The following is a 21,097-nucleotide window of genomic DNA, read 5'->3' on the forward strand; positions in this document are numbered from 1 at the left end:
CCTAGGGTTGGAGCATGGCGATGAACAACCAGGGCTACGGCCCACCGGCCGGCCCCGACCGCATGCGGCAGGAGCAGCAGTGGCACGGGCGACGCGATCAGGGATGGTGGGGCGACACCACCGAGCGGCACCCCCGGGCGGCCCCGATGCGTGGTGCCGGCGACCCCTTCCACCCGGTGTGGAACCGGCCGCCGCGACGCCGCCGCGTGCTCGACGTCCTCCTCGTGCTCGTCGCGGCCCTGGTGGTCGCGGGCGTCCTCCTCGTCCTCTCGCTGTCCCTCGGGCCGTCGGCCTTCATCCTCTGCGGGATCCTCGCCCTGGTGCCGCTGGGCATCTGCCTGCTCGGGCTGCGCTGGATCGACCGGTGGGATCCCGAACCGCGCGGGGCCCTGCTCTTCGCGTTCCTGTGGGGTGCCGGTGCGTCCGTCGCCGTGACCCTGCTGCTCGGCACCTATGTGGTGGAGCTGCTGGGGGACGCGCTCACCACGACGCCCACCGACGTGATCGGCCCGGTGCTGCAGGCCCCGCTCGTGGAGGAGTTCGCCAAGGGCCTCGGTGTGCTGATCCTCGTGTACACGCGCCGGAGCCACTTCGACGGGCCCGTGGACGGCATCGTCTACGCCGGCACCGTCGCGGCGGGCTTCGCGTTCACCGAGAACATCCTCTACTTCGGCTCCGCCGTGATGGACTCCGGCAACGCCGGCGCCCTCGTGGGGGTGTTCGTCCTGCGCGGGCTGTTCTCCCCCTTCGCCCACGTCATGTTCACCGCGCTGCTCGGCTTCGTGCTCGGCTACGCGCTCACCCGCGGCGGCGGGAACGCCCGGATCCTCGGCGCCTTCGTCCTCGGGCTCCTGCCGGCGATCGCCGGGCACATGCTGTGGAACGGGGGCACCATCCTCCTGTTCGACAACTTCTTCCTCTTCTACTTCGTGGTCCAGGTGCCTCTGTTCGTCGCCGCCGTGATCGCCGTCGTCCTCCTCCGGCGCGCCGAGCAGCGCCTCACCGAGGCCCGCCTCGGCGACTACGCGCAGGCGGGGTGGTTCACGCCCGAGGAGGTGCAGATGCTCGCCACCCGGCCCGGGCGGTCACGGGCCCTCGCCTGGGCGCAGTCCGTCGGGGCGAAGGAGGACATGCGCGCGTTCATCCGGACGGGGTCGCGCATCGCGTACACGCGCCAGCGGATGCTGGGCGGACGGCGCGACGGCGACTACGTGGCCGAGGAGCGCGCCCTGCTGGCCGAGGCGTCGCAGCGGCGGGCCCGGATCTTCCAGCTGGCCTCGGCCGCCCGGTAGGCGCGGGCGCCGGTGCCGCACCGGTGCCGCACCGAGCCACGTTCGGGGCTCGGTGCGCAGCTTTGGTCGGTGTCCGACGGCGACATCCACGGCACCGGCGCACCGAAGGTCCGGGTCCGGGTCCGGGTCCGGGTCCGGGAACACGGAAGCTCCCGGAGGCCGTCGACGGCCTGCGGGAGCTTCCGGGGGGATTGCGAGGGGGCGCTCAGGCGAGCAGGGTCGGCTTGAGCTGCTGCAGCCGCCCGAGGAGGCCGTTGACGAACTTCGGCGACTCGTCGGTGGAGAGCATCTTCGCGAGCTCGACGGCCTCGCTGACCGCGACGCCGTCGGGGACGTCGTCGTTGTAGAGCAGCTCCCAGCTGCCGATCCTCAGGATCATGAGGTCGACCGCCGGCATGCGGTCGAGCGTCCACCCCTGCGAGTAGGTGCTCAGGAACTCGTCGATCTCCTCCTGGCGCTCGAGGACGCCCTCGACGACGTCCACCGTGTAGTCCGCGATGACCATGTCCGTCTTCTCGCGGCGCGCACGGATGACCTCGAGGGCCGGCATGTCGCGCTGCGCGGACTCGAAGAGGATGTCCAGGGCCCGACGCCGGGCCTTACTGCGTGCGCTCACTCGTTGACGCGTCCCAGGTACTCGCCCGTGCGGGTGTCGACCTTGACCTTGGTGCCGGTGCCGAGGAACAGCGGGACCTGGATCTCGTGGCCGGTCTCGACGGTGGCGGGCTTGGTGCCGCCGGTGGAGCGGTCGCCCTGCAGGCCGGGTTCCGTGTAGGTGATCTCCAGCGTCACGGAGGCGGGCAGCTCGACGTACAGCGGGGAGCCCTCGTGCATGGCGATCGTGGCCATCTGGCTCTCGAGCATGAAGTTCGCGGCGTTGCCGACGGTCTTGCCCGGGACCGTGATCTGGTCGTAGTCCGTGGTGTCCATGAAGACGAAGTCCTCGCCGTCCTTGTACAGGTACTGGTAGTCGCGGCGGTCCACGGTGGCCGTCTCGATCTTCAGGCCGGCGTTGAAGGTCTTGTCGACCACCTTGCCGGAGAGGATGTTGCGGAGCTTGGTGCGGACGAAGGCGCCACCCTTGCCGGGCTTGACGTGCTGGAATTCGAGGACGTTCCAGAGGTTGCCTTCGAGCTTCAGAACAGTGCCGTTCTTGATGTCGTTCGTGGTCGCCACAGATTCACTTTCGTCGGGTTCTCGGATGGATCGGCCGGCCGGGGCACAGCGGGCGCGCGGAGGCGCGCCAAAAGTCCAGAGACCAGTCTACCCCGTGCGCCACGGGGACCCCGCGGAGGCGGTCAGGGAGGGGTCAGGACGCGATCTCCTGGTAGGCCGCGAAGAGCAGTGAGGTGTCGGGGACCTCGAGCATGCCCGGCTTGCCGATGCCGTCCAGCACCACGAAGCGGAGGAGGTCGCCGCGGGACTTCTTGTCGCGGCGCATCCCGTCCAGGAGCGAGGCCCAGCGGTCACGCCGGTAGGTGACCGGCAGGCCGAGGGACTCGAGGATGCTCTTGTGGCGGTCGGCGTCCGCGTCGCTGAGCCGTCCGACCATCCGCGAGAGTTCCGCGGCGAACACGAGGCCCACCGAGACCGCCGCGCCGTGGCGCCACGAGTACCGTTCGGCGAGCTCGATGGCGTGGGCGAGGGTGTGGCCGTAGTTCAGGTACTCGCGGCGGCCCGAATCCCGCAGGTCCTCGGAGACGATGTCCGCCTTCACGCGGATGGCACGCTCCACGAGGTCCCGCAGCACGGGCGAGGCCGCGTCCGTCGCGGCGGCCTGGTCCTGCTCGATCAGGTCGAGGATGACCGGGTCCGCGATGAACCCGCACTTGACCACTTCGGCCAGTCCGGTCACGAGCTCGTTCTTCGGCAGCGTGCCCAGCGCGTCGAGGTCCACCAGGACGGCGGCCGGCGGGTGGAAGGCTCCTACGAGATTCTTGCCCTCGGCGGTGTTGATGCCGGTCTTCCCGCCGACGGCGGCGTCCACCATGCCGAGCAGGCTCGTGGGCAGGTGCACCACGCGGACCCCGCGCAGCCAGGTCGCCGCGACGAATCCGCCCAGGTCGGTCACCGATCCCCCGCCGACGGTGACCACGGCGTCCGAGCGCGTGAAGTCGTTCTGGCCGAGGACCTGCCAGCAGAAGGCGGCCACCTGGATGTGCTTGCCCTCCTCCGCGTCGGGGATCTCCGCGGTCACGGCGGTGAAGCCGGCGTCGGCGAGTTCGTCGCGGACGGTGTCACCGGTCGCACGCAGCGCCCGCGGGTGGATCACCAGGACGCGCCGCACGCGCTCCCCGAGGATCGCGGGCAGCCGCCCGAGGAGTCCGCGGCCGACGACGACGTCGTACGCGTCGCCGGGCGTGCTCCCGGTGACCGGGATGATGGTGGGGGTCTCAGTGTCCATGGGGTGTCGTCCCGCTCTCGTGGTCCAGGTGGTGTGTCGAGTCGTGTGTCGAGTCGTCTGTCGTGGGGGCGCTGTCGCTGCGCGGACCGTCGCTGCCGTGCAGGGCCGGCAGGGCCCGGAGCACCGCCGCGGTGACCGCGCGGACGGAGAGGCCACGGGTGTCGACGACGGCGGTGGCCAGCGCGGCGTAGACGGGCCGCCGCTCGTCGTAGAGCTCCTGCCATCGTTCCGCCGGCCGCCCGGCCAGCAGCGGCCTGCCGGAATCCGCCCCGATGCGCGGGAGTACCGCCGCGAGGTCGGTGTCCAGGAACACGACCGTGGTGTCCTGCAGCAGCTCCCGCGTCTGCGGGTGGAGGACGGCGCCGCCGCCCAGGGAGACGACGGCGTCCTCGGTGAGGGCCGTCCGGACGACGTCCGCCTCGATGGCACGGAAGGCCTCCTCGCCCCGGCGGGCGAAGATCCGGGCGATGCTGCCGTGCCGCTCGACGATCACCCGGTCCGTGTCGATGAACCGCGCGCTGATCCGCTCGGCGAGCATCCTGCCCACCGCCGATTTGCCGACCGCCATGGGGCCCACGAGGACGACGGGACGATCCCGCTGCATCAGGCCCCGGCGGAGTCCAGGAACTCCGGGATGTTCTCGAGGTAGCTGCGCAGGTTGCGGGCGGTCTCGGCCAGGGAGTCGCCGCCGAACTTCTCGGTGACCGCCTCCGCGAGCACGAGGGCCGTCATCGCCTCGGCGACCACGCCGGCTGCGGGGACGGCGCACACGTCCGAGCGCTGGTGGTGCGCACGGGCGGCGGCGCCGGTGCTGACGTCGACGGTCCTCAGCGCCCGGGGCACGGTGGCGATGGGCTTCATCGCGGCGCGGACGCGGAGCGTGTCCCCGATGCTCATGCCACCCTCGATCCCGCCGGCGCGGTTGCTGGCCCGGACGATCTTGCCCTCCTCGTTGCGCACGATCTCGTCGTGGGCCGCGGTGCCGCGCCGCGCGGCGGTGTCGAAGCCGTCGCCGACCTCCACACCCTTGATGGCCTGGATGCCCATCAGGGCCGCAGCCAGGCGTGAATCGAGCCGGCGGTCCCAGTGGACGTAGCTGCCGAGGCCCGGCGGGAGTCCGTAGGCGACCACCTCGACGACACCGCCGAGGGTCTCGCCCTCCTTGTGGGCGGCGTCGACCTCCGCGACCATCGCATCCGAGGTGTCCCGGTGGAAGCAGCGCAGCGGATCGGTGTCGAGGGCGATGACGTCGCCCGGCGTCGGCAGGACGGCGTCCTCCGGCACCGAGACGTATCCGACGGCCACGGTGTGGCTGACGAGGCGGATCCCGAGGCCTTCGAGGAACTTCGCGGCGACGGCGCCGAGCGCCACCCGGGTCGCCGTCTCGCGGGCGCTGGCGCGTTCCAGGACGGGACGGGCCTCGTCGAAGCCGTACTTCTGCATGCCGGTGAAGTCGGCGTGCCCGGGGCGCGGCCGGGTCAGGGGGGCGTTGCGGGCCGAATCGGCGAGCTCCGCGGCGTCCTGCTCCCCCAGCGGGTCGGCGGACATGATCTGCTCCCACTTGGGCCATTCGGTGTTCGCCACCTCGATGGCGACGGGGCCGCCCTGGGTCAGCCCGTGCCGGACGCCGCCCATGATGCGCACCTGGTCCCGCTCGAACTTCATGCGGGCACCACGCCCGTACCCGAGCCGGCGACGGGCCAGCGCGTCCTGGATGTCGCCGCTCGTGATACCCACCCCCGCGGGCATGCCCTCGATGATGCCGACCACGGCGGGGCCGTGCGATTCTCCTGCCGTCAACCAACGCAACATGGCTTCCATACTGCCATGCGGCGCAGTCCACCTCAGCGCCGGATGCCACCCACTGCGTCATACATCACGCGCAGGACGCCGGAGCGGTCCCCACCGGCCCCGGGGAAGAACAGTGCCACCTGCTCGACGGCCTGGTGGATCAGCATGTCGAGGCCGGGCACGATGCGCCCGCCGGCATCATGCCAGGCCGCCGCGAGCCGGCTCGGCCAGGGGTCGTAGGCGACGTCGAGCAGCGTCCCGCCGGTGCGGAAGCCGGCCTGCGCCGTGAGCTCCCGGGCGAGCGGGTCCGCGGCGCGCGGCGGCAGGGTCGAGATGACGACGTCGGACGCCGGCACCACCTCGGCCGCCAGCGACCACGGGACGAGGGCGACCTCCACGCCGAGGGCCGCACCGATGCGCGGGAGGTCCGCCGCGGCTGTGGGACGGCGGACGAGCACGGACACCGCGTCGGCCCCCAGCTGCGCCAGTCCGGCCACGGCGGCGGCGGCGGTGCCTCCGCCGCCCAGGACGACGGCGCGTCGTGGCGTCACGACGCCGGCCGCCGCGAGGGCGTGGGCCACCCCGGCGACGTCGGTGTTGTGGCCGGTGAGCGTCGGGTGGGGACCGTCGCCGACGACGACCGTGTTGACGACGCCGAGGACGGACGCCGGCGCCGTCGTGACGTCGACCAGCCGTGCGATCGCGCCCTTGAGGGGCATCGTCACGGACAATCCGCGCCACGCGCCGTCGGCACGCACGTCGTCGACGAACGCACCGATGCGCGCCTCATCGACGTCGATCGCGGAGTAGGAGCAGTCGATGCCGAGCGCCCGGTACGCCGCCCTGTGCAGCAGGGGGGACTTCGTGTGCGCGATCGGCGAACCGATCACGGCGGCCCGGGATCCCCGGGCCGCGGTGGTCCCGGCCGGTACCACCTACTGGCACCGTCCGGGATTGTCGCCGCACCAGGCGTCGTACTCGGCGACGTAGCGCAGGTGCTCGGCGTAGGTCTCCGAGAACTTGGTCTCCCCCGTGTCGAGGTCGACCGTCACCCAGAAGTAGAACGGGACGTCCGCGGGATTGACGGTCGCGTCGATCGCCTCGTCGCTCGGAGAGCCGATCGGCCCCTTCGGGAGTCCCGGGTTGGCGTACGTGTTGTACGGGTTGGAGGTGTCGTTCTTCTCCTCCTCCGTCAGCTGATAGGTGCGCGTCCCGAGCCCGTAGGTCACCGTGGCGTCCGACTGGATCAGCCCGTTGGTCTCCGTGTTGCCCGGCGTCAGCCTGTTGTAGATGGACCCGGCGACCGTGGCGTAGTCGCCTTCCTGCGCTTCCGCCTGCACGATGCTCGCCACGGTCAGGATCTCGTACTGCTCGTCCGGGTCGGTGACGCCGTCCTGGGTGAGCCGGTCGGTCGTCGCCGTGATCAGCTCGGTGACGATGTCCGTGGCGGTCGCCTCGACGTCGAAGCGGTACTCGCCCGGGTGCAGGTACCCCTCGAGGGAGAGGGCCTGGGCCGGGAGCCCGAACTGCGCCGGGTCCTCGGCGAGGGCGTCGAACTCCGCACGCGGGATGCCCGTGGACTCGCTCAGGATGTCGAAGACCTCGCCCTGCCGCAGGTCGCGGGCGATCGCGGCATAGGAGACCATCGTCGGGTCCTCGCCGAGAAGCGCCTCGGCGGCGGCGGCGGACGACATCTGCAGGCGCATCTCGTACTCGCCGGGCTGGACCTCACGGCCTTCCGCGATGGCGCCCAGCGCCTCGACGAACGTCCCGGAGTCCGCGACGATGTCGGCGGTCTCCAGTCCGGTCCCGATCGCCAGCGCACCGGCGCCCTCGGGGACGGTGAAGACCGTCTCCTCACCGCCCGGGCCTGCGTAGTCCGTGACCTCGTTCAGGCCGAGGGCGTCGCGCAGCATGAGGGCGGCCCCGTACACCGTGCCGGCGAACAGGGCGAGGACCACGAGCATGACGACGGTGCGGCGGACGCGGCGGCGCCGCTTCGCCTTCGAGGTCTGCCGCTTGCTGCCGTGGCGCGGCACGTCCTGCGCCACGAAGAACTCCTCGACGGGCTCGGGATGGGCGTAGGAGTCCTCGTCGTAGTAGCCGTCGTCGGGGTGGTCTGCAGAGTGGTCCGCCGCATCGTCTGCGGCGCCCTGGGGTGCGGAATGGCGGTCGCTCACGACTCGGATTCCCTCCTGCTGGGCGAACTGTGTCTGATGACTGGCTCCTCTGTAGGGGTCAGCAGCGGGCCCTGGGCACCCGTCGCTGCTCGCACAGGAACCGGATCGCCCACATCCCGTCCACGTGAACGTTGCGTGTCGATGGCGTGCTGGAGTATTTCGACGGCAGCCACCTGATCTACCACCTTACGATGATCACGGCTGCCGAGACCAGCGGCATGCAGCGAACGGTGGGCCGACACGGTGCTCAGCCTCTCGTCCACGAGGCGTACCGGTACCGGATAGGACTGCCGGGCGAGTTCCTCCACGAGGAGGGCGGCGTACTCCCGCGCCATCTCCGCGGACGCGCCTTCCCGTCCGCTGAGGTTCTTCGGGAGTCCCACGATGATCTGCACGGCGCCGCGCTCGACGGCGTCCCTGACGAGGATCCGGACGTCGCTGTTCTTCCGCGGGTCGCGCTTCAGTGTGCGGATCGGCGTGGCGATGAGGCCGTCGCGATCGCACCCGGCGAGGCCCACACGGACCTGCCCGACGTCGACGCCGAGTTTCGGGCCGAAGGGGTAGGGGGGGCCCTCGGGAGTGCCCGACGCCGCTCCTCCGCCGTTCTCCTCCACGGGGGCCGTCAGCGCTCCGCCACCGCTGTGCGGATCGCCGCCAGCGCGTCGGGGATCCGCGTGGGGTCCGAACCGCCGCCCTGCGCCACGTCGTCCTTGCCGCCGCCGCCGCCGCCGAGGATCTTCGCGGCGATCCGCACGAGGGCACCGGCCTTGACCCCGGCGGCCCGCGCCGCCTCGTTGGTCGCGACCAGGACGAGCGGGCGGTTCTGCGCGACGCCGGTCGCAGCGACCACGGCGGGCTCGGACCCGAGGCGGCCGCGCAGGTCCAGCACGAGGGTCCTCAGTTCGTCCGCGCCGCCGATCTCGCCGGCGTCGTGCGCGACCAGGCGCACGCCGTCGACGTCCACCGCGGTGTCGACGAGCGACCCCGCGGCCAGGGCGAGCTGCTCCCGGCGGAGCCGGTCCAGTTCCTTCTCCGCGGCCTTGAGCTTGCTGAGGGTGGCCGACAGGCGTTCGGGCAGCTGGGCCGAGGGCACCTTCAGCATGTCGGAGAGCTCGGTGACGAGCGCCCGTTCGGCGGCGAGGTGCCGGAACGCGTCCAGCCCCACGAGGGCCTCGATGCGCCGGTTGCCCGAGCCGACGGACTGCTCGCCGAGCAGCGTCAGGCTGCCGATGAGCGACGTCGAGGGCACGTGCGTGCCTCCGCACAGTTCGCGGGAGAACTCGGCGTTCATCTCGACCACGCGCACCGTGTCCCCGTAGGCCTCGCCGAACAACGCGGTGGCGCCGAGCGCCTTCGCGTCCGCGAGGGACATGATCCTGGTCTCGACCTCGTAGTTGTTGCGGATCGCGATGTTCGAGACCTCCTCGATCTCCGAACGGGCGCCGGCACTGATGCCCTCACCCCAGGAGAAGTCGAACCGCAGGTAGCCGGCCTTGTTGAAGGAGCCGCGCTGCAGCGCCTCGGGGCCGAGGATCTCGTGGAGGGCCGCGTGGACGATGTGCGTGCCCGAGTGCGCCTGCTCCCCTGCGTGGCGGCGCCGGCGGTCGACGGCGGCCGTCACCACGGCACCCTGGAACACCTCGCCCTCGCGCACCACGGCGCGGTGGACGCTCAGGCCCTTGACGGGACGCTGGACGTCGAGCACCTCGACCACGAAGCCGTCGCCCGTGACGAGTCCGACGTCGGCCGCCTGCCCGCCGGCCTCGGCGTAGAACGGGGTCTGGTCGAGGACGAGTTCGATCTCGCTCCCCTGGAGGGCGCTCGGGACGGACTGGCCGTGGTCCAGGACGGCGACGATCGTGGCCTCCGAGGTCAGCTCGTCGTAGCCCGTGAAGACGGTCTGGCCGCGGCCGAGGAGTTCGGTGAACACGGAGAGGTCGACGTGGCCGGCCTTCTTGCCGCGGGCGTCGGCCTGGGCGCGCTGGCGCTGCTCGAGCATGAGCGAGCGGAAACCCTCGGCGTCGACGGCGAGCCCGGCCTCCTCGGCCATCTCGAGCGTCAGGTCGATGGGGAACCCGTAGGTGTCGTGGAGCGTGAAGGCGTCCTGGCCCGACAGGGGACGCTCCTCGGAGAGGGATTCCCGTACGGCCTCCTCGAGGCGTGCGGTGCCCGACGCGATGGTGCGCAGGAACGCCTTCTCCTCGGCGTAGGCGATCCGGCTGATGCGCTCGAAGTCGGCGTCGACCTCCGGGTAGACGCCCTTCATGGCGTCCCGCGAGGCGGGGAGCAGCTCGGGCAGGCAGGCCTTCTCGACGCCGAGGAGCCGCATGGCGCGGACCGCGCGGCGGATGAGCCGGCGCAGCACGTAGCCCCGGCCCTCGTTGGAGGGGGTCACGCCGTCGGTGATGAGCATGAGCGAGGAGCGGATGTGATCGGCGACCACCCGGAGGCGGACGTCGTCGGTGTGGTGCGGGTCCTGCGGGGACTCGGAGCTGGTGTACGTCTTCCCGCTGAGCGCCGCGGCGCGGTCCAGGACGGGACGCACCTGGTCCGTCTCGTACATGTTCTCGACGCCCTGCAGGATCATCGCGAGGCGCTCGAGCCCGAGGCCCGTGTCGATGTTCTTCTTGGGCAGCTCGCCGAGGATCTCGAAGTCGTCCTTGCCGGTGCCCTCGCCGCGCTGGTACTGCATGAAGACGAGGTTCCAGATCTCCACGTACCGGTCGTCGTCGGCCTCCGGGCCGCCCTCGGCGCCGTAGGCGGGCCCGCGGTCGTAGAAGATCTCCGAGCAGGGACCGGCGGGGCCGGGCTGGCCGGTGGACCAGTAGTTGTCCTTCTTGCCCATCTTCTGGATGCGCCCGGCCGGGACGCCGACCGCGTCGCGCCAGATCTCCAGCGCCTCGTCGTCCTCGTGGTACACCGTGATCCACAGCTTCTCGGCGGGCAGGCCGAACCCGCCGTCGGCGACGTCGCTGGTCAGCAGCTCCCACGCCATGCGGATGGCATCGGCCTTGAAGTAGTCCCCGAAGGAGAAGTTGCCGCACATCTGGAAAAAGGTCCCGTGCCGGGCGGTCTTGCCGACCTCCTCGATGTCGCCGGTGCGGATGCACTTCTGGACGCTCGTCGCACGGCTGTACGGAGGTGTCTCGCGGGCGGTCAGGTACGGGATGAACGGCACCATCCCGGCGACCGTGAACAGGAGGGACGGGTCTGAGGAAATCAGCGACGCCGAGGGCACGACCGTGTGCCCGTTCTTCTCGAAGTAGCTCAGCCAGCGGCCGGCGATCTCGTGGGACTTCATGGGGTCAGATCCTTCAGTGGGTGGTCCGGGCGCCCGGACGGGGAAGTGGGACCCGGCGCGGTCGCGCGGGTCACGGTCGGAGGCGGGGCGGGGTCCGCCCTGCCGCTCGATCGCACGGGACCGGCAGGGCACGACGACGGCGGACGGACTCCCCGGCGCCGGCAGTGCTTCGTCCTAGCGGAGGGAGCGGCGCGTCGCGGGGACCGCGTCCGCGGCGGCGTCCCTGGCGGCGGCAGCCTCGGGTGCCGGCACGCCGAGGGCGGAGCGGAGGTCGTCCTCCCGCTCGGTCATGGCCGAGCGCAGGGCATCGGCGAAGTCGGCGATGCTGTCGCTGATCTGCCCGACCGCCCGGTTCAGGCCCTCGGGGCCGAGGTTGGCCTTGGCCTGGGTCACCTTGCGCACCGCGACCACGCCGATCGTGATGCCGGCTGCCAGCCAGAATGCTCGTCTGATCATTGTTGTCTCCGGTTCGTCGTTGGGTTAGCGGCTGCGGCGTCGGCGTGCGGGTGAGGTCCGGCCGGCGAAGGCCGAGCGGACGCCGTAGGAGAACGCCGAGACCTTGATGAGCGGGGAGCCGACGGTGGCGGCGATCAGCGAGGACAGCGCGGAGAGGTTCGCCGACGCGTCGGAGACGTTCGAGGTGATCCCGTCCACCGTCTTCAGCTGCCGGTGCGTGGTGCTCACGGTGCTCGTGACCTCTTCGATCAGCGGCGTCGTCTCGTCGGTGACGGTGCGGATGGCCGTGCGGAGCTCGTCGAACACGCGTCCGAGCTTCCAGATCGGAACGGCCAGCAGCAGGACCAGGACGGCGAACACGCCCGCGGCTATCAGGCCAGCAATATCTCCACCTGACATGGGCGGTCTCCTTTACGCATGGGGGCACCGCCGGAAGGGGCGGGAGGGAATTTCGTGCTCCTAGTACCTTACAGAACGAAGAGCCCGCGGCGGGTGCCGCGGGCTCTTCGGCCACGCTTGTCGTTCAGGACCGCGGGGGGACCCGCGGACGTCGACGTCTAGCGTGCGTAGTACTCGACGACGAGCTGCTCTTCGCAGGTCACGGGGACCTCGGAGCGCTTCGGGCGACGCACGAGGCGCGCCTGGAGCTTGTCGAGCTGGACGTCCAGGTAGCCGGGGACGGCGGGGAGGACGTCGCGGTGCGCACCTGCGGCGGCAACCTGCAGGGGGACCATGGTCTCGCTGCGGCTGTGCACGTGGATGAGCTGGCCTTCGGCCACCCGGAACGACGGGCGATCGACGCGGGCGCCATCGACCATGATGTGGCGGTGGACGATGAGCTGACGGGCCTGGGCGCTCGTCCGGGCGAACCCGGCACGGAGCACGAGGGCGTCGAGACGCATCTCGAGCAGTTCGATCAGGTTCTCACCGGTCAGGCCCGAGGTACGGCGCGCTTCCTCGAAGACGCGCGCCATCTGCGCCTCGCGGATGTTGTACTGGGCGCGCAGGCGCTGCTTTTCGCGCAGGCGGACGGCGTAGTCGCTGTCCTGCTTGCGGCGCGCGCGGCCGTGCTGGCCCGGCGCGTACGGCCGGCGCTCGAGGTACTTCTCGGCCTTGGGAGTCAGGGCGATGCCGAGGGCACGCGAGATGCGGACCTTCCGGCGGGCACGTGTGTTGTTAGCCACGTCTACCTTTCGATGTTTTTGCGGCGAAGAAGCGGACCTGCGCCACGGGGGCGTCCGCACTTCCGGTGTCGCTGGCCTCCACTTGCGGAGAGCCGGGATTGGCCGCTTCCCGGTACTACAGTCCGCCGCGACCCTGGTCTGCCACCCGCACGCAGCAGCAGGAACCTGCTGCAGGGCGCGGGGGAAGGCTGGTACACGACGACTTGCCAGTCAGCGTCCAATGCTAGCAGCGCGAGGGCCGGCGGACCGAATCCCGTCGACCCGACCGCCGTACGGGGGTCCCGTCCTCACTTGCCGCGGATGATCCGTCGGAGTCGCGACAGCCGGGAGCCGATGTCCCGTTCGACTCCCCGGTCCGTCGGCTCGTAGTAGTTCCGGCCCACCAGATCATCCGGCGCGTACTGCTGCAGCGCGATGCCGTGCGGCTCGTCGTGGGAGTAGACGTAGCCCTTCCCGTGACCGAGCTGGGAGGCGCCGGGGTAGTGCGCGTCCCGCAGGTGCGCCGGGATGCCCTGGCCCCGACCCGCACGCACATCCGCGATGGCGGCGTTGATGCCGTTGTAGGCGGCGTTCGACTTCGGCGCGGTCGCGATGTGCACCACTGCCTCGGCGAGGATGATCCGGGCCTCGGGCATGCCGACGAGCTGCACGGCCTGGGCCGCGGCGACCGCCGTCTGCAGCGCCGTCGGGTCCGCCATCCCCACGTCCTCCGACGCCGAGATCATCAGCCGACGGGCGATGAACCGCGGGTCCTCGCCGGCCTCGAGCATCTTCGCCACGTAGTGCAGGGCGGCGTCGACGTCGGACCCGCGCAAGGACTTGATGAACGCACTGGCGACGTCGTAGTGCTGGTCGCCCGCGCGGTCGTACCGCAGGGCGGCGACGTCGACGGCCTTCTCCGCGTGCTGCAGCGTGACCGGCACGGGCAGGACCTCCCGCCCCTCCTGGTCGTCGTCGTCCTCGTCGTCGTCGGGCGAGCCGGGCCGCCCGTGCTCGCCCGCCGGGGCATCGCGCTCGGACTGCGCGACGCCGGCGGCCGCCTCCAGGGCGGTCAGGCCGCGCCGTGCGTCGCCCGCGGCCAGGCGCACGAGATGCTCGAGGGCCTCCTCCGACAGCTCGACCGTCCCGGCGAGTCCGCGGTCGTCGCCGACGGCCCGCTGGAGCAGGCCCCGGATGTCCGCCTCGTCGAGGGGACGCAGGGTCTGCAGGAGCGACCTCGAGAGGAGGGGCGACACGACCGAGAAGGACGGGTTCTCCGTGGTGGCCGCGATGAGAACCACCCAGCCGTTCTCCACCCCGGGCAGCAGGGCATCCTGCTGGGCCTTGTTGAAGCGGTGGATCTCGTCGAGGAACAGGACCGTGGTCTGCCGGTACAGGTCGCGGGAGGTCAGGGCGTCGTCCATGACGCGGCGCACGTCCTTGACGCCGGCGGTGATGGCGGACAGTTCCACGAACTTCCGGCCCTGGCCGCGTGCGATCACGTGGGCGAGCGTCGTCTTGCCCGTCCCGGGCGGGCCCCACAGGATCACGGACGACGGCGCGGCGTGGGCGCCGGGATCGTGCTCCCCCGCGAGCGTCCGCAGCGGCGATCCCCGGCCCAGCAGGTGCTGCTGGCCGACGACCTCGTCCAGGCTGCGTGGTCGCATCCTCACGGCGAGCGGGCTGCGCGGCCGCAGGCCCGCCGGACCGCGCGTGCCGCCGGCGGGAGCGTCGTCCGACTCGTCGTCGTCGGCCGCGGCACTGAATAGATCATTCACGGCCCCAACGTTACTGTGGGCCACTGACGCGCAGCACCCGCCGAGGCCCCTCCCGACGGATGGCGGCCGGTCGCCCACGTCGCGAGAGGAAGCCGATGTCCCCCAGCAGGTCCGTCCTCGTCGAGGCCGAGCGCCTCGAGGGGTGGCTCGCACGCTTCGAGGTCCGCAACGGCCCCTTCGGCGCGGAGGCCGTCCCGGGCCGCGCGGACGGCTCGGTCACCGTGACCGCTGCGAACGGCTGCATCGCGGTCCTGACCCCGCCCCTGCCGCCGGGCACACTCCCGCGCCCCGTACCGGGCCCTGCATCGAGCCCGGTATCCGACGGGCCCGTGGACAGCGCAGGGCTCGTCGCGGACCTGCTCTCCGCGGTCGACCCGGCCGGCACGGTGGGGATCCTGCTCATCCGGCGCGGCGGCTACTCCGTGGGCGTCGCGCGGAACGGCGGGATCGTGTCCTCGAAGACGGGCACGCGCTACGTCCAGGGCCGGACGGCAGCGGGCGGCTGGTCCCAGCAGCGGTTCGCGCGGCGACGGGCCAACCAGGCCGATGCCCTCGTGGAGGAGACCGCGGCCCGCGCCGCCGTCCTCTTCGGAGCCCACCCGCCGTCGTGCCTGCAGCTCGGCGGCGACAGGACCCTGGCGACGAGTGCCCTCGGCGAGCCCGTCCTCTCACGGTTCGCGGGCCTCCCGCAGGTCCCGTTCCTCACGGTGCCGGATCCCCGCTTCGCTGTCCTCAAGGAGGCGGCACGCACCGCCCTGTCCGTCCGGATCACGGTGACCGACCCGCCCGCGGAAACCACCTGATCGGGAGCATGACACCGACCGCGACGCCGTCGGGCGGCGCCTCAGCCCTCCCGGACCGCTGCCGCCCGGAGCGCGGTGATCGCGGCAGCGGCGTCGTCCGCCCCGTAGACCGAGGAACCGGCCACGAAGACCGTGGCCCCCGCGTCGGCGGCGCGCAGGATCGTCTCCTCCGTGATGCCCCCGTCCACCTGGATGGCGAGCGGCCGGTCCGCACCCCGGACGGCCTCGGCGGCGCGGCGGATCTTCGGCAGGGTCAGGTCCAGGAAGGACTGCCCGCCGAACCCCGGCTCCACCGTCATCACGAGCAGCAGGTCGAGCTCACCCAGCATGTCCAGGTAGGGCTCCACGGGCGTGGCCGGCCGCAGCGCCATGCCGGCCTTCGCGCCGGCATCCCGCAGCTCCCGCGCCAGCCTGACCGGTGCAGCCGCGGCTTCCGCGTGGAACGTCACCGACGCGGCACCGGCTTCCGCGTAGGCGGGCGCCCAGCGATCGGCGTCCTCGATCATGAGATGCACGTCGAGCGGCAGCGGGCTGACCGCCTGGATCCTCCGGACCACCGGCAGTCCGAGCGTCAGGTTCGGCACGAAGTGGTTGTCCATGACGTCCACGTGCACGGCGTCGGCCGACGCGATGCGCTGCAGTTCGGCCTCCAGGTTCACGAAGTCCGCCGAGAGGATGCTCGGATTGATACGGAGATGCGTCACTGCCGTTCCTTTCGTTGCCTCTGCCCTGACGTCCTCAGGGATTCTTGCGGATCAGCGCGAGGTACATCGCGTCCGTGCCGTGCACGTGGGGCCAGAGCTGCGCACTCGTCCCGTGCCCGGCATCGAGCGCTCCCCCGACGCTCACGGCGTCGAGCGCGGCTCCCGCATCGAGGCGCTCGAAGCCGGGGCGCTTGCGCAGGCAGTCGTCGACGACGGCGTCCGTCTCCGCGTGGTGCGGCGAGCAGGTCACGTAGGCCACGACCCCGCCGGGGGCGACGGCGTCCAGGGCGGAGGTGAGCAGCTCACGCTGCAGGGGCGCCAGGCCCACGAGGTCCGAGGGCTTCCGGCGCCAGCGTGACTCGGGACGGCGGCGCAGGGCGCCCAGGCCCGTGCAGGGCGCGTCGACGAGCACGCGGTCGTAGCCCTCCGGCTGCTCCCGCCCGACGTCGCGCCCGTCCCCCACGCGGACGGTCCAGGAGTCCTCCGGCAGGGGCCGCAGCGCCTGCCTCACCAGCTGGGCCCGGTGCGGGACCGGTTCGTTCGCGGTCAGGTGCACGCCGTCGTCGAGTCCGATCGCCGCCAGCAGGGCGGTCTTCCCGCCGGGGCCCGCACACAGGTCCAGCCACTGCTCGGGGCCGTCCGCCCGGCGTCCGTGGAGGTCGACGGCGGCCAGGGCCCGCGCCACGAGCTGCGATCCCGTGTCCTGCACGCGAAGGGTGCCCGCGGCGATGCCGGGGAGCCTGCTGACGTCGCCGCCCGAGTAGGAGGCCGATCCCGGGGCCAGCCGGCCCGGCTCCGCCCCCTCCTCGAGGGCGTCGTCGAGCGTGCCGAGCCCCGGCAGGGCGACGAGGTGGACCACGGGCGCCGCATTGTCGGCGGCCAGCAGGGCATCGATCTCCGAGACGTCCCGGCCGTGGGCCACGAGCGCCTGGCGCATCGCGCGGACGATCCACTCGGGGTGGCTGTAGGTCAGGGCTGCGATGGCGGTCGGGTCCGTCAGGTCCTCGACGAGGACGGCGATCCAGCCGTCCAGATCATGTGCCGTGACCTTGCGGAGCACGGCGTTCACGAGCGAGGAGGGTCCCGCGCCGATCACGGCGCGGACGAGGCCCACGGTCTGGTCCAGCGCCGCGTGGGCAGGAACCCGCATCGCCAGGAGCTGGTGCACGCCGAGCCGCAGGGCGTCCAGGACGGCAGGGTCGAGCTGGTCCAGCGGACGGTCGACGCAGCGGGCCAGCACGGCGTCGTAGGTGCCCTGCCCGCGCAGGGCTCCGTAGGTGAGCTCCGTCGCGAAGCCCGCGTCGCGACGGTCGAGGCGGTGCCGGCGGATGCTGGTCGGCAGGACGAGGTTCGCGTAGGCGTCCTCGCCGGCGACGGCGCGCAGGACCTCGAACGCGACGAGGCGTGCGGGGTCCGCGCGGCGGGTGCGCTGGGATGGCGCGGCCTGGGAGAACTGCCGGTCGCCGCCTCGGTTCCGTTCCCGGCCCTGGTCGTCGCGACGCCGGGTGCCACCTCCCTGACCGGTACCCTGATCCTTGCCCGCGGCGCCCCGGCTGCGCTCACCGCGCCCGCCGGATCCCCTGTTCGTTCCTCCGGTCGTACTCACTCGAACACCAGCTCTCCGCGCGTCGCCGCGCCCCGGGCCCAGTCGAGGGCTCTCATCATCTTCTTCCCGGCCGGCTGCAGGTCCCCGAGGACCAGCGCGTGGGTGCCTGTCCCCACCAGGACCTGCCGGCCGACGACGTCGATCCGGCCCGGCGGGACGGTGGGCCGCCCGCCGTCCGCGAGTCGTTCATCGCCGCCCGGTGGGGTGACGGGTCCGAGCTTCACCCGCTGCCCGTCGAGCGTGCTCCACGCCCCGGGTTCGGGGGTCACGGCATTGATACGGCGGCGCACGGCGACGGCCGGCTGCGACCAGTCGATCCGCGCGTCGTCGATCGTGAGCTTGGGGGCGAGGCTGGCCTCACCCGTCTGGGGAGTCGCCGTGACCCGGCCCGCCTCGAGACCGGAGAGCGTCTGCACGAGCAGGACCGCGCCGCTGTGGGACAGGCGGTCGAGGACCTCGCCGCTCGTGGCGCCGGGGTCGAGCGTCTCCGTCATCACGCCGAAGACGGGTCCGGTGTCGAGACCCTCCTCGAGGAGGAACGTGCTCGCACCCGTGACGTCATCCCCTGCGAGGACCGCGTGCTGCACGGGCGCGGCACCCCGCCAGGCCGGGAGGACCGAGAAATGAAGGTTGATCCAGCCGTGCCGCGGGGCGGCCAGTCCTGCCGGCGGGACGATGCCGCCGTACGCGACGATCGCCGCGGCATCGAGGCCGAGGGCACCGAGCTGCGTGATCAGTTCCGGGGTGAAGCGGTTCGCCTTGAGGACGGGCAGCCCGAGTTCCTCGGCGACGGCGGCGACCGGGCTCGGCGTCAGGACCTTCCGGCGTCCCACGGGTGCATCGACCCGCGTGAGGACCGCGGCGACGTCGAAACCCGCGTCCACGAGCGCCCGCAATGACGGCACGGCGACCCCGGGCGTCCCCGCGAAGAGGATCCTCATCGGGCGGTCCGGTCCGCGGCGCCGGCGCGCCGACCGGCCACCGGCGTCACCGGCGTCGGGGGGCGGGTGAAGCTCGATCCGAGGGACCGTGAGCGTTCCACCGCCGTCCGTGAGGTGACCTGGTTGTAGTCGCCACTCCGGATGGCCCTGAGCGCATTCTTCCGGTCCTCGCCCGCGAGCCGGTCGATGTACAGCGTCCCGCGGAGGTGGTCGGTCTCGTGCTGGAAGGCGCGCGCGAGCATGCCCGTGCCCTCCACCGCGACGTCCGCTCCGGATACGTCCTTGCCCGTGACGCGCGCCCAGTCGGACCGGTCGACGAAGCTCCCGAGGCCGGGCACGGAGAGGCAACCCTCGACGTCGGACTCCCCCTGGGAGGCGCCGCCGACCTCGAGCACAGGGTTCACCACGTGCCCCTGGACGCCGTCCACCCGGTAGGTGAAGACCTGGAGCCCGATGCCGACCTGCGGCGCCGCGAGCCCGGCCCCCTGCACGTCGATCATCGTCTCGGTCATGTCCTCGACCAGTCGCGCGAGGTCGGGCCCGAACTCGGTGACCTCCGCGGCGGGGGTGCGGAGGATCGGATCGCCGATCATGCGGATACTCAGGACGGCCATCGGTGCTCTGTTCCTCGCTTCGGTCACTTCGGATGCTTCGGAGTCCCCGTCAATCCTAGTGCCGCGCGGTCACGGCCGGGATCAGGCTGTACCTCAGGCGGGCAGGGCGGGTTCGGCGGGGACGGACCGGCTGGGCGGCGGACCGAGAGGCAGCAGCGCGCGCCCCGCCTCCTCGGCGTCGAGCCCCGCTTCCCACGCCCGGCGGAGTGCGCAGAACCGCAGCCAGTGGTTCTTCAGCACGGACGGGTTGGCCCTCATGGCCCGCACCTCGGTCTGGCCCACGGCCACCCCGAGGAGCAGCGGCTGGTCCCCGTGCGCCCACGGCCGCCATTCGCCCTTCCGGGGGTCGACGAGGGACTCCTCCGCCTTCATGCCCGCCACGAGCTGCATCACCACCTTGTCGTCCAGCGCCTTCACGAAACCGTCGCGGTCGGTGTTCTTGGTCTTGTAGTCGATCAGGCACGTACGTCCACCGATCGTCGCGACGAGGTCCAGGGTTCCCGCATAGCCGAGTTCGCTGTTCCAGACCGTCAGCTCGGGCTCCACGGGACGGACGTCGTAGAGGTCCCACCACTCGTCGAACCGCTGCGCGAAACCGCCCTCGCCCTGCTCCTCGAGGGCGAGGCGGGCTGCGTCGAGCTCGTCGGGACGCCCGAGGGCTCGCAGCGCCACCTGTTCGCAGTAGTGGTGCACCCGCGTGCCGCGCAGGGCGGCCTCGTCGCGATAGCGCTCCGCGGCCGACGCGGCCTCCCTGACGGCGGTGCGCAGCTCCGAGGCGTTCCCCAGGGCTGCCGGCAGGCGGGGGTCCCGCGAGAGGGCACTGGCGGCCATGTGGCCGTACCAGCCGCCGAGGGAGGTAGGGAGCTGCGAGATGACGGTGGTGATGGACGGGACGGCGGGCTGCTCCGACGTGGAGCGGGCGTACATCCGGCCGTGCGGTGTCGCGTGGGCGAGGAGCGGGGCGGTCATGCCTCCAGTCTCTCAGGTGGCTCCGACACGTCCGGTGACGGCCCGGACCGGTCCGGGCCGTCACCGGACGTGTCGGCGCCCCTGCCGATTGGACGAACCCCCGAACGTCCTATAGAGTTTTCTCTCGTTGGAAAACGAAGAAACACCGCGAAATGTACGGCATCGAGCGGAGGTTTCGGGTTTGTTCTTCTTTTGCGGACGTAGCTCAGCTGGCTAGAGCACCACCTTGCCAAGGTGGATGTCGCGGGTTCGAATCCCGTCGTCCGCTCGCAAGTCCCTGTATGGCCGGATCCGTCCGGTGGTCGGAGCGATCCGATCATGGTGGGGTGGCCGAGAGGCGAGGCAGCGGCCTGCAAAGCCGTATACGCGGGTTCGAATCCCGTCCCCACCTCGGTGCAGAACGAGCAGAAACACCCATGGCAATGGGCGATTGGCGCAGCGGTAGCGCGCTTCCCTGACACGGAAGAGGTCACTGGTTCGATCCCAGTATCGCCCACTACGGCGCCCCCTCGGGGGCGCTTTTTTGCGGACGTAGCTCAGCTGGCTAGAGCACCACCTTGCCAAGGTGGATGTCGCGGGTTCGAATCCCGTCGTCCGCTCTCAGGCCGGTTGTCGGCCCTGGCCCGGTCCTGGCGAGGACCGGGCTTTTTTTGTGCTCCGCCGTCGGCGAACCGGCCGTTCCCCGTTCCCCTCTCCTTCCGGTCCTGACCTATGCTGGGTGCAGCGGAAACGGACTGCGTTTCCACGACCGAAAGGAGGTGTCCGTGGGTTTATTTGACGGGCTCAAGGGCAAGGCCGGCACCCTCGCGGGTAAGGCGACCGAACTGATTGGCGACAATTCCGACAAGGTGAAGAACGGCATCGGGAAGGCTGGCGGCTTCGTCGACAGCAGGACCCATGGCAAGTACTCACGCCACATCAACGGAGTGCAGACGAAGGCTTCGGAGATGGTCGACAAGGTCGACAAGAAGGACGGCAAGGGCGGCTTCGGCCCCACCTCCCCGCCGGCCGTGTAGTACCCAGCCTGGCAATGAGGAAGCGCCGGTCCCGCCGAGAGGCGGTACCGGCGCTTCTTGCGTCGAGGCCCTGACCGGT

General features: G+C 71.6%; 21 protein-coding genes and 4 tRNA genes. 7 read left to right on the forward strand and 18 right to left on the reverse strand.

The window, feature by feature from the left end:
* Nucleotides 1–14: 14 nt before the first annotated feature.
* Nucleotides 15–1,292: a PrsW family intramembrane metalloprotease gene (locus tag CXQ92_RS03070; RefSeq protein WP_104165180.1), complete on the forward strand. Its 1,278-nt coding sequence runs from the start codon at nucleotides 15–17 to the stop codon at nucleotides 1,290–1,292.
* A 205-nt stretch (nucleotides 1,293–1,497) separates the two neighbouring features.
* On the opposite strand, the gene nusB is transcribed toward CXQ92_RS03070, so the two are convergent.
* The 13 genes from nusB to CXQ92_RS03135 form a co-directional block, all read right to left on the reverse strand.
* Nucleotides 1,498–1,908 (reverse strand): transcription antitermination factor NusB, encoded by a 411-nt coding sequence (nusB, locus tag CXQ92_RS03075; RefSeq protein ID WP_104165182.1) that lies wholly within the window; start codon nucleotides 1,906–1,908, stop codon nucleotides 1,498–1,500.
* Complete coding sequence (gene efp, locus CXQ92_RS03080; RefSeq protein ID WP_104050627.1) at nucleotides 1,905–2,468, reverse strand: elongation factor P; 564 nt, start codon at nucleotides 2,466–2,468, stop codon at nucleotides 1,905–1,907. The genes nusB and efp overlap by 4 nt, the downstream gene beginning before the upstream one ends.
* 133 nt (nucleotides 2,469–2,601) lie before the next feature.
* Entirely contained in the window at nucleotides 2,602–3,696 is a 1,095-nt protein-coding gene (gene aroB / locus CXQ92_RS03085; protein ID WP_104165183.1) for a 3-dehydroquinate synthase, read from the reverse strand.
* Nucleotides 3,686–4,300: a shikimate kinase gene (locus CXQ92_RS03090; RefSeq protein WP_104165185.1), complete on the reverse strand. Its 615-nt coding sequence runs from the start codon at nucleotides 4,298–4,300 to the stop codon at nucleotides 3,686–3,688. Before CXQ92_RS03090 ends, aroB begins: the two co-directional genes overlap by 11 nt.
* Entirely contained in the window at nucleotides 4,300–5,508 is a 1,209-nt protein-coding gene (gene aroC, locus CXQ92_RS03095; protein WP_104165187.1) for a chorismate synthase, read from the reverse strand. Before aroC ends, CXQ92_RS03090 begins: the two co-directional genes overlap by 1 nt.
* 32 nt (nucleotides 5,509–5,540) lie before the next feature.
* On the reverse strand, nucleotides 5,541–6,422 hold the full coding sequence (locus CXQ92_RS03100; protein ID WP_104165188.1) for a shikimate dehydrogenase: 882 nt from the start codon (nucleotides 6,420–6,422) through the stop codon (nucleotides 5,541–5,543).
* Entirely contained in the window at nucleotides 6,423–7,667 is a 1,245-nt protein-coding gene (gene mltG, locus CXQ92_RS03105; RefSeq protein WP_104165190.1) for an endolytic transglycosylase MltG, read from the reverse strand.
* Nucleotides 7,664–8,281, reverse strand: coding sequence for a Holliday junction resolvase RuvX (ruvX, locus tag CXQ92_RS03110; RefSeq protein WP_104165192.1), 618 nt, complete (start codon nucleotides 8,279–8,281; stop codon nucleotides 7,664–7,666). Before ruvX ends, mltG begins: the two co-directional genes overlap by 4 nt.
* A gap of 8 nt (nucleotides 8,282–8,289) precedes the next feature.
* Nucleotides 8,290–10,968, reverse strand: coding sequence for an alanine--tRNA ligase (gene alaS / locus CXQ92_RS03115; RefSeq protein WP_104165194.1), 2,679 nt, complete (start codon nucleotides 10,966–10,968; stop codon nucleotides 8,290–8,292).
* A gap of 174 nt (nucleotides 10,969–11,142) precedes the next feature.
* Entirely contained in the window at nucleotides 11,143–11,424 is a 282-nt protein-coding gene (locus CXQ92_RS03120; RefSeq protein WP_258069683.1) for a hypothetical protein, read from the reverse strand.
* Between the two features lie 24 nt (nucleotides 11,425–11,448).
* Entirely contained in the window at nucleotides 11,449–11,823 is a 375-nt protein-coding gene (locus tag CXQ92_RS03125; protein ID WP_104165195.1) for a DUF948 domain-containing protein, read from the reverse strand.
* A gap of 158 nt (nucleotides 11,824–11,981) precedes the next feature.
* Nucleotides 11,982–12,608: a 30S ribosomal protein S4 gene (rpsD, locus tag CXQ92_RS03130; protein ID WP_043445565.1), complete on the reverse strand. Its 627-nt coding sequence runs from the start codon at nucleotides 12,606–12,608 to the stop codon at nucleotides 11,982–11,984.
* Between the two features lie 287 nt (nucleotides 12,609–12,895).
* A complete protein-coding gene (locus CXQ92_RS03135) occupies nucleotides 12,896–14,365 on the reverse strand; it encodes a replication-associated recombination protein A (protein WP_104165197.1) in 1,470 nt (489 codons plus the stop codon).
* Between the two features lie 95 nt (nucleotides 14,366–14,460).
* Here CXQ92_RS03135 and CXQ92_RS03140 point away from each other — a divergent pair, with 95 nt between their 5' ends.
* Entirely contained in the window at nucleotides 14,461–15,168 is a 708-nt protein-coding gene (locus tag CXQ92_RS03140; protein WP_104165199.1) for an acVLRF1 family peptidyl-tRNA hydrolase, read from the forward strand.
* 41 nt (nucleotides 15,169–15,209) lie between these two features.
* Here CXQ92_RS03140 and rpe read toward each other — a convergent pair whose 3' ends face one another.
* From rpe to CXQ92_RS03165, 5 genes are all read right to left on the reverse strand, one after another.
* A complete protein-coding gene (gene rpe / locus CXQ92_RS03145; RefSeq protein WP_104165201.1) occupies nucleotides 15,210–15,872 on the reverse strand; it encodes a ribulose-phosphate 3-epimerase in 663 nt (220 codons plus the stop codon).
* Between the two features lie 34 nt (nucleotides 15,873–15,906).
* Entirely contained in the window at nucleotides 15,907–17,478 is a 1,572-nt protein-coding gene (locus CXQ92_RS03150) for an RsmB/NOP family class I SAM-dependent RNA methyltransferase (RefSeq protein ID WP_104165203.1), read from the reverse strand.
* A complete protein-coding gene (gene fmt / locus CXQ92_RS03155) occupies nucleotides 17,475–18,419 on the reverse strand; it encodes a methionyl-tRNA formyltransferase (RefSeq protein ID WP_104165205.1) in 945 nt (314 codons plus the stop codon). Before fmt ends, CXQ92_RS03150 begins: the two co-directional genes overlap by 4 nt.
* A complete protein-coding gene (def, locus tag CXQ92_RS03160; protein ID WP_104165207.1) occupies nucleotides 18,416–19,033 on the reverse strand; it encodes a peptide deformylase in 618 nt (205 codons plus the stop codon). The genes fmt and def overlap by 4 nt, the downstream gene beginning before the upstream one ends.
* 93 nt (nucleotides 19,034–19,126) lie before the next feature.
* Entirely contained in the window at nucleotides 19,127–20,002 is an 876-nt protein-coding gene (locus CXQ92_RS03165; protein ID WP_104165208.1) for a cytochrome, read from the reverse strand.
* A 194-nt stretch (nucleotides 20,003–20,196) separates the two neighbouring features.
* Between CXQ92_RS03165 and CXQ92_RS03170 the strand changes: the two genes are divergently transcribed.
* From CXQ92_RS03170 to CXQ92_RS18585, 5 genes are all read left to right on the forward strand, one after another.
* A tRNA-Gly gene (locus CXQ92_RS03170) sits at nucleotides 20,197–20,270 on the forward strand.
* 52 nt (nucleotides 20,271–20,322) lie between these two features.
* Nucleotides 20,323–20,393, forward strand: a tRNA-Cys gene (locus tag CXQ92_RS03175).
* A 33-nt stretch (nucleotides 20,394–20,426) separates the two neighbouring features.
* Nucleotides 20,427–20,498, forward strand: a tRNA-Val gene (locus CXQ92_RS03180).
* A 29-nt stretch (nucleotides 20,499–20,527) separates the two neighbouring features.
* Nucleotides 20,528–20,601, forward strand: a tRNA-Gly gene (locus CXQ92_RS03185).
* Between the two features lie 165 nt (nucleotides 20,602–20,766).
* Complete coding sequence (locus CXQ92_RS18585; RefSeq protein WP_104166670.1) at nucleotides 20,767–21,018, forward strand: antitoxin; 252 nt, start codon at nucleotides 20,767–20,769, stop codon at nucleotides 21,016–21,018.
* The last annotated feature ends 79 nt before the right edge of the window (nucleotides 21,019–21,097 follow it).

The sequence above is a fragment of the Arthrobacter sp. SX1312 genome, from assembly GCF_002929295.1.
GTDB lineage: Bacteria > Actinomycetota > Actinomycetes > Actinomycetales > Micrococcaceae > Arthrobacter_D.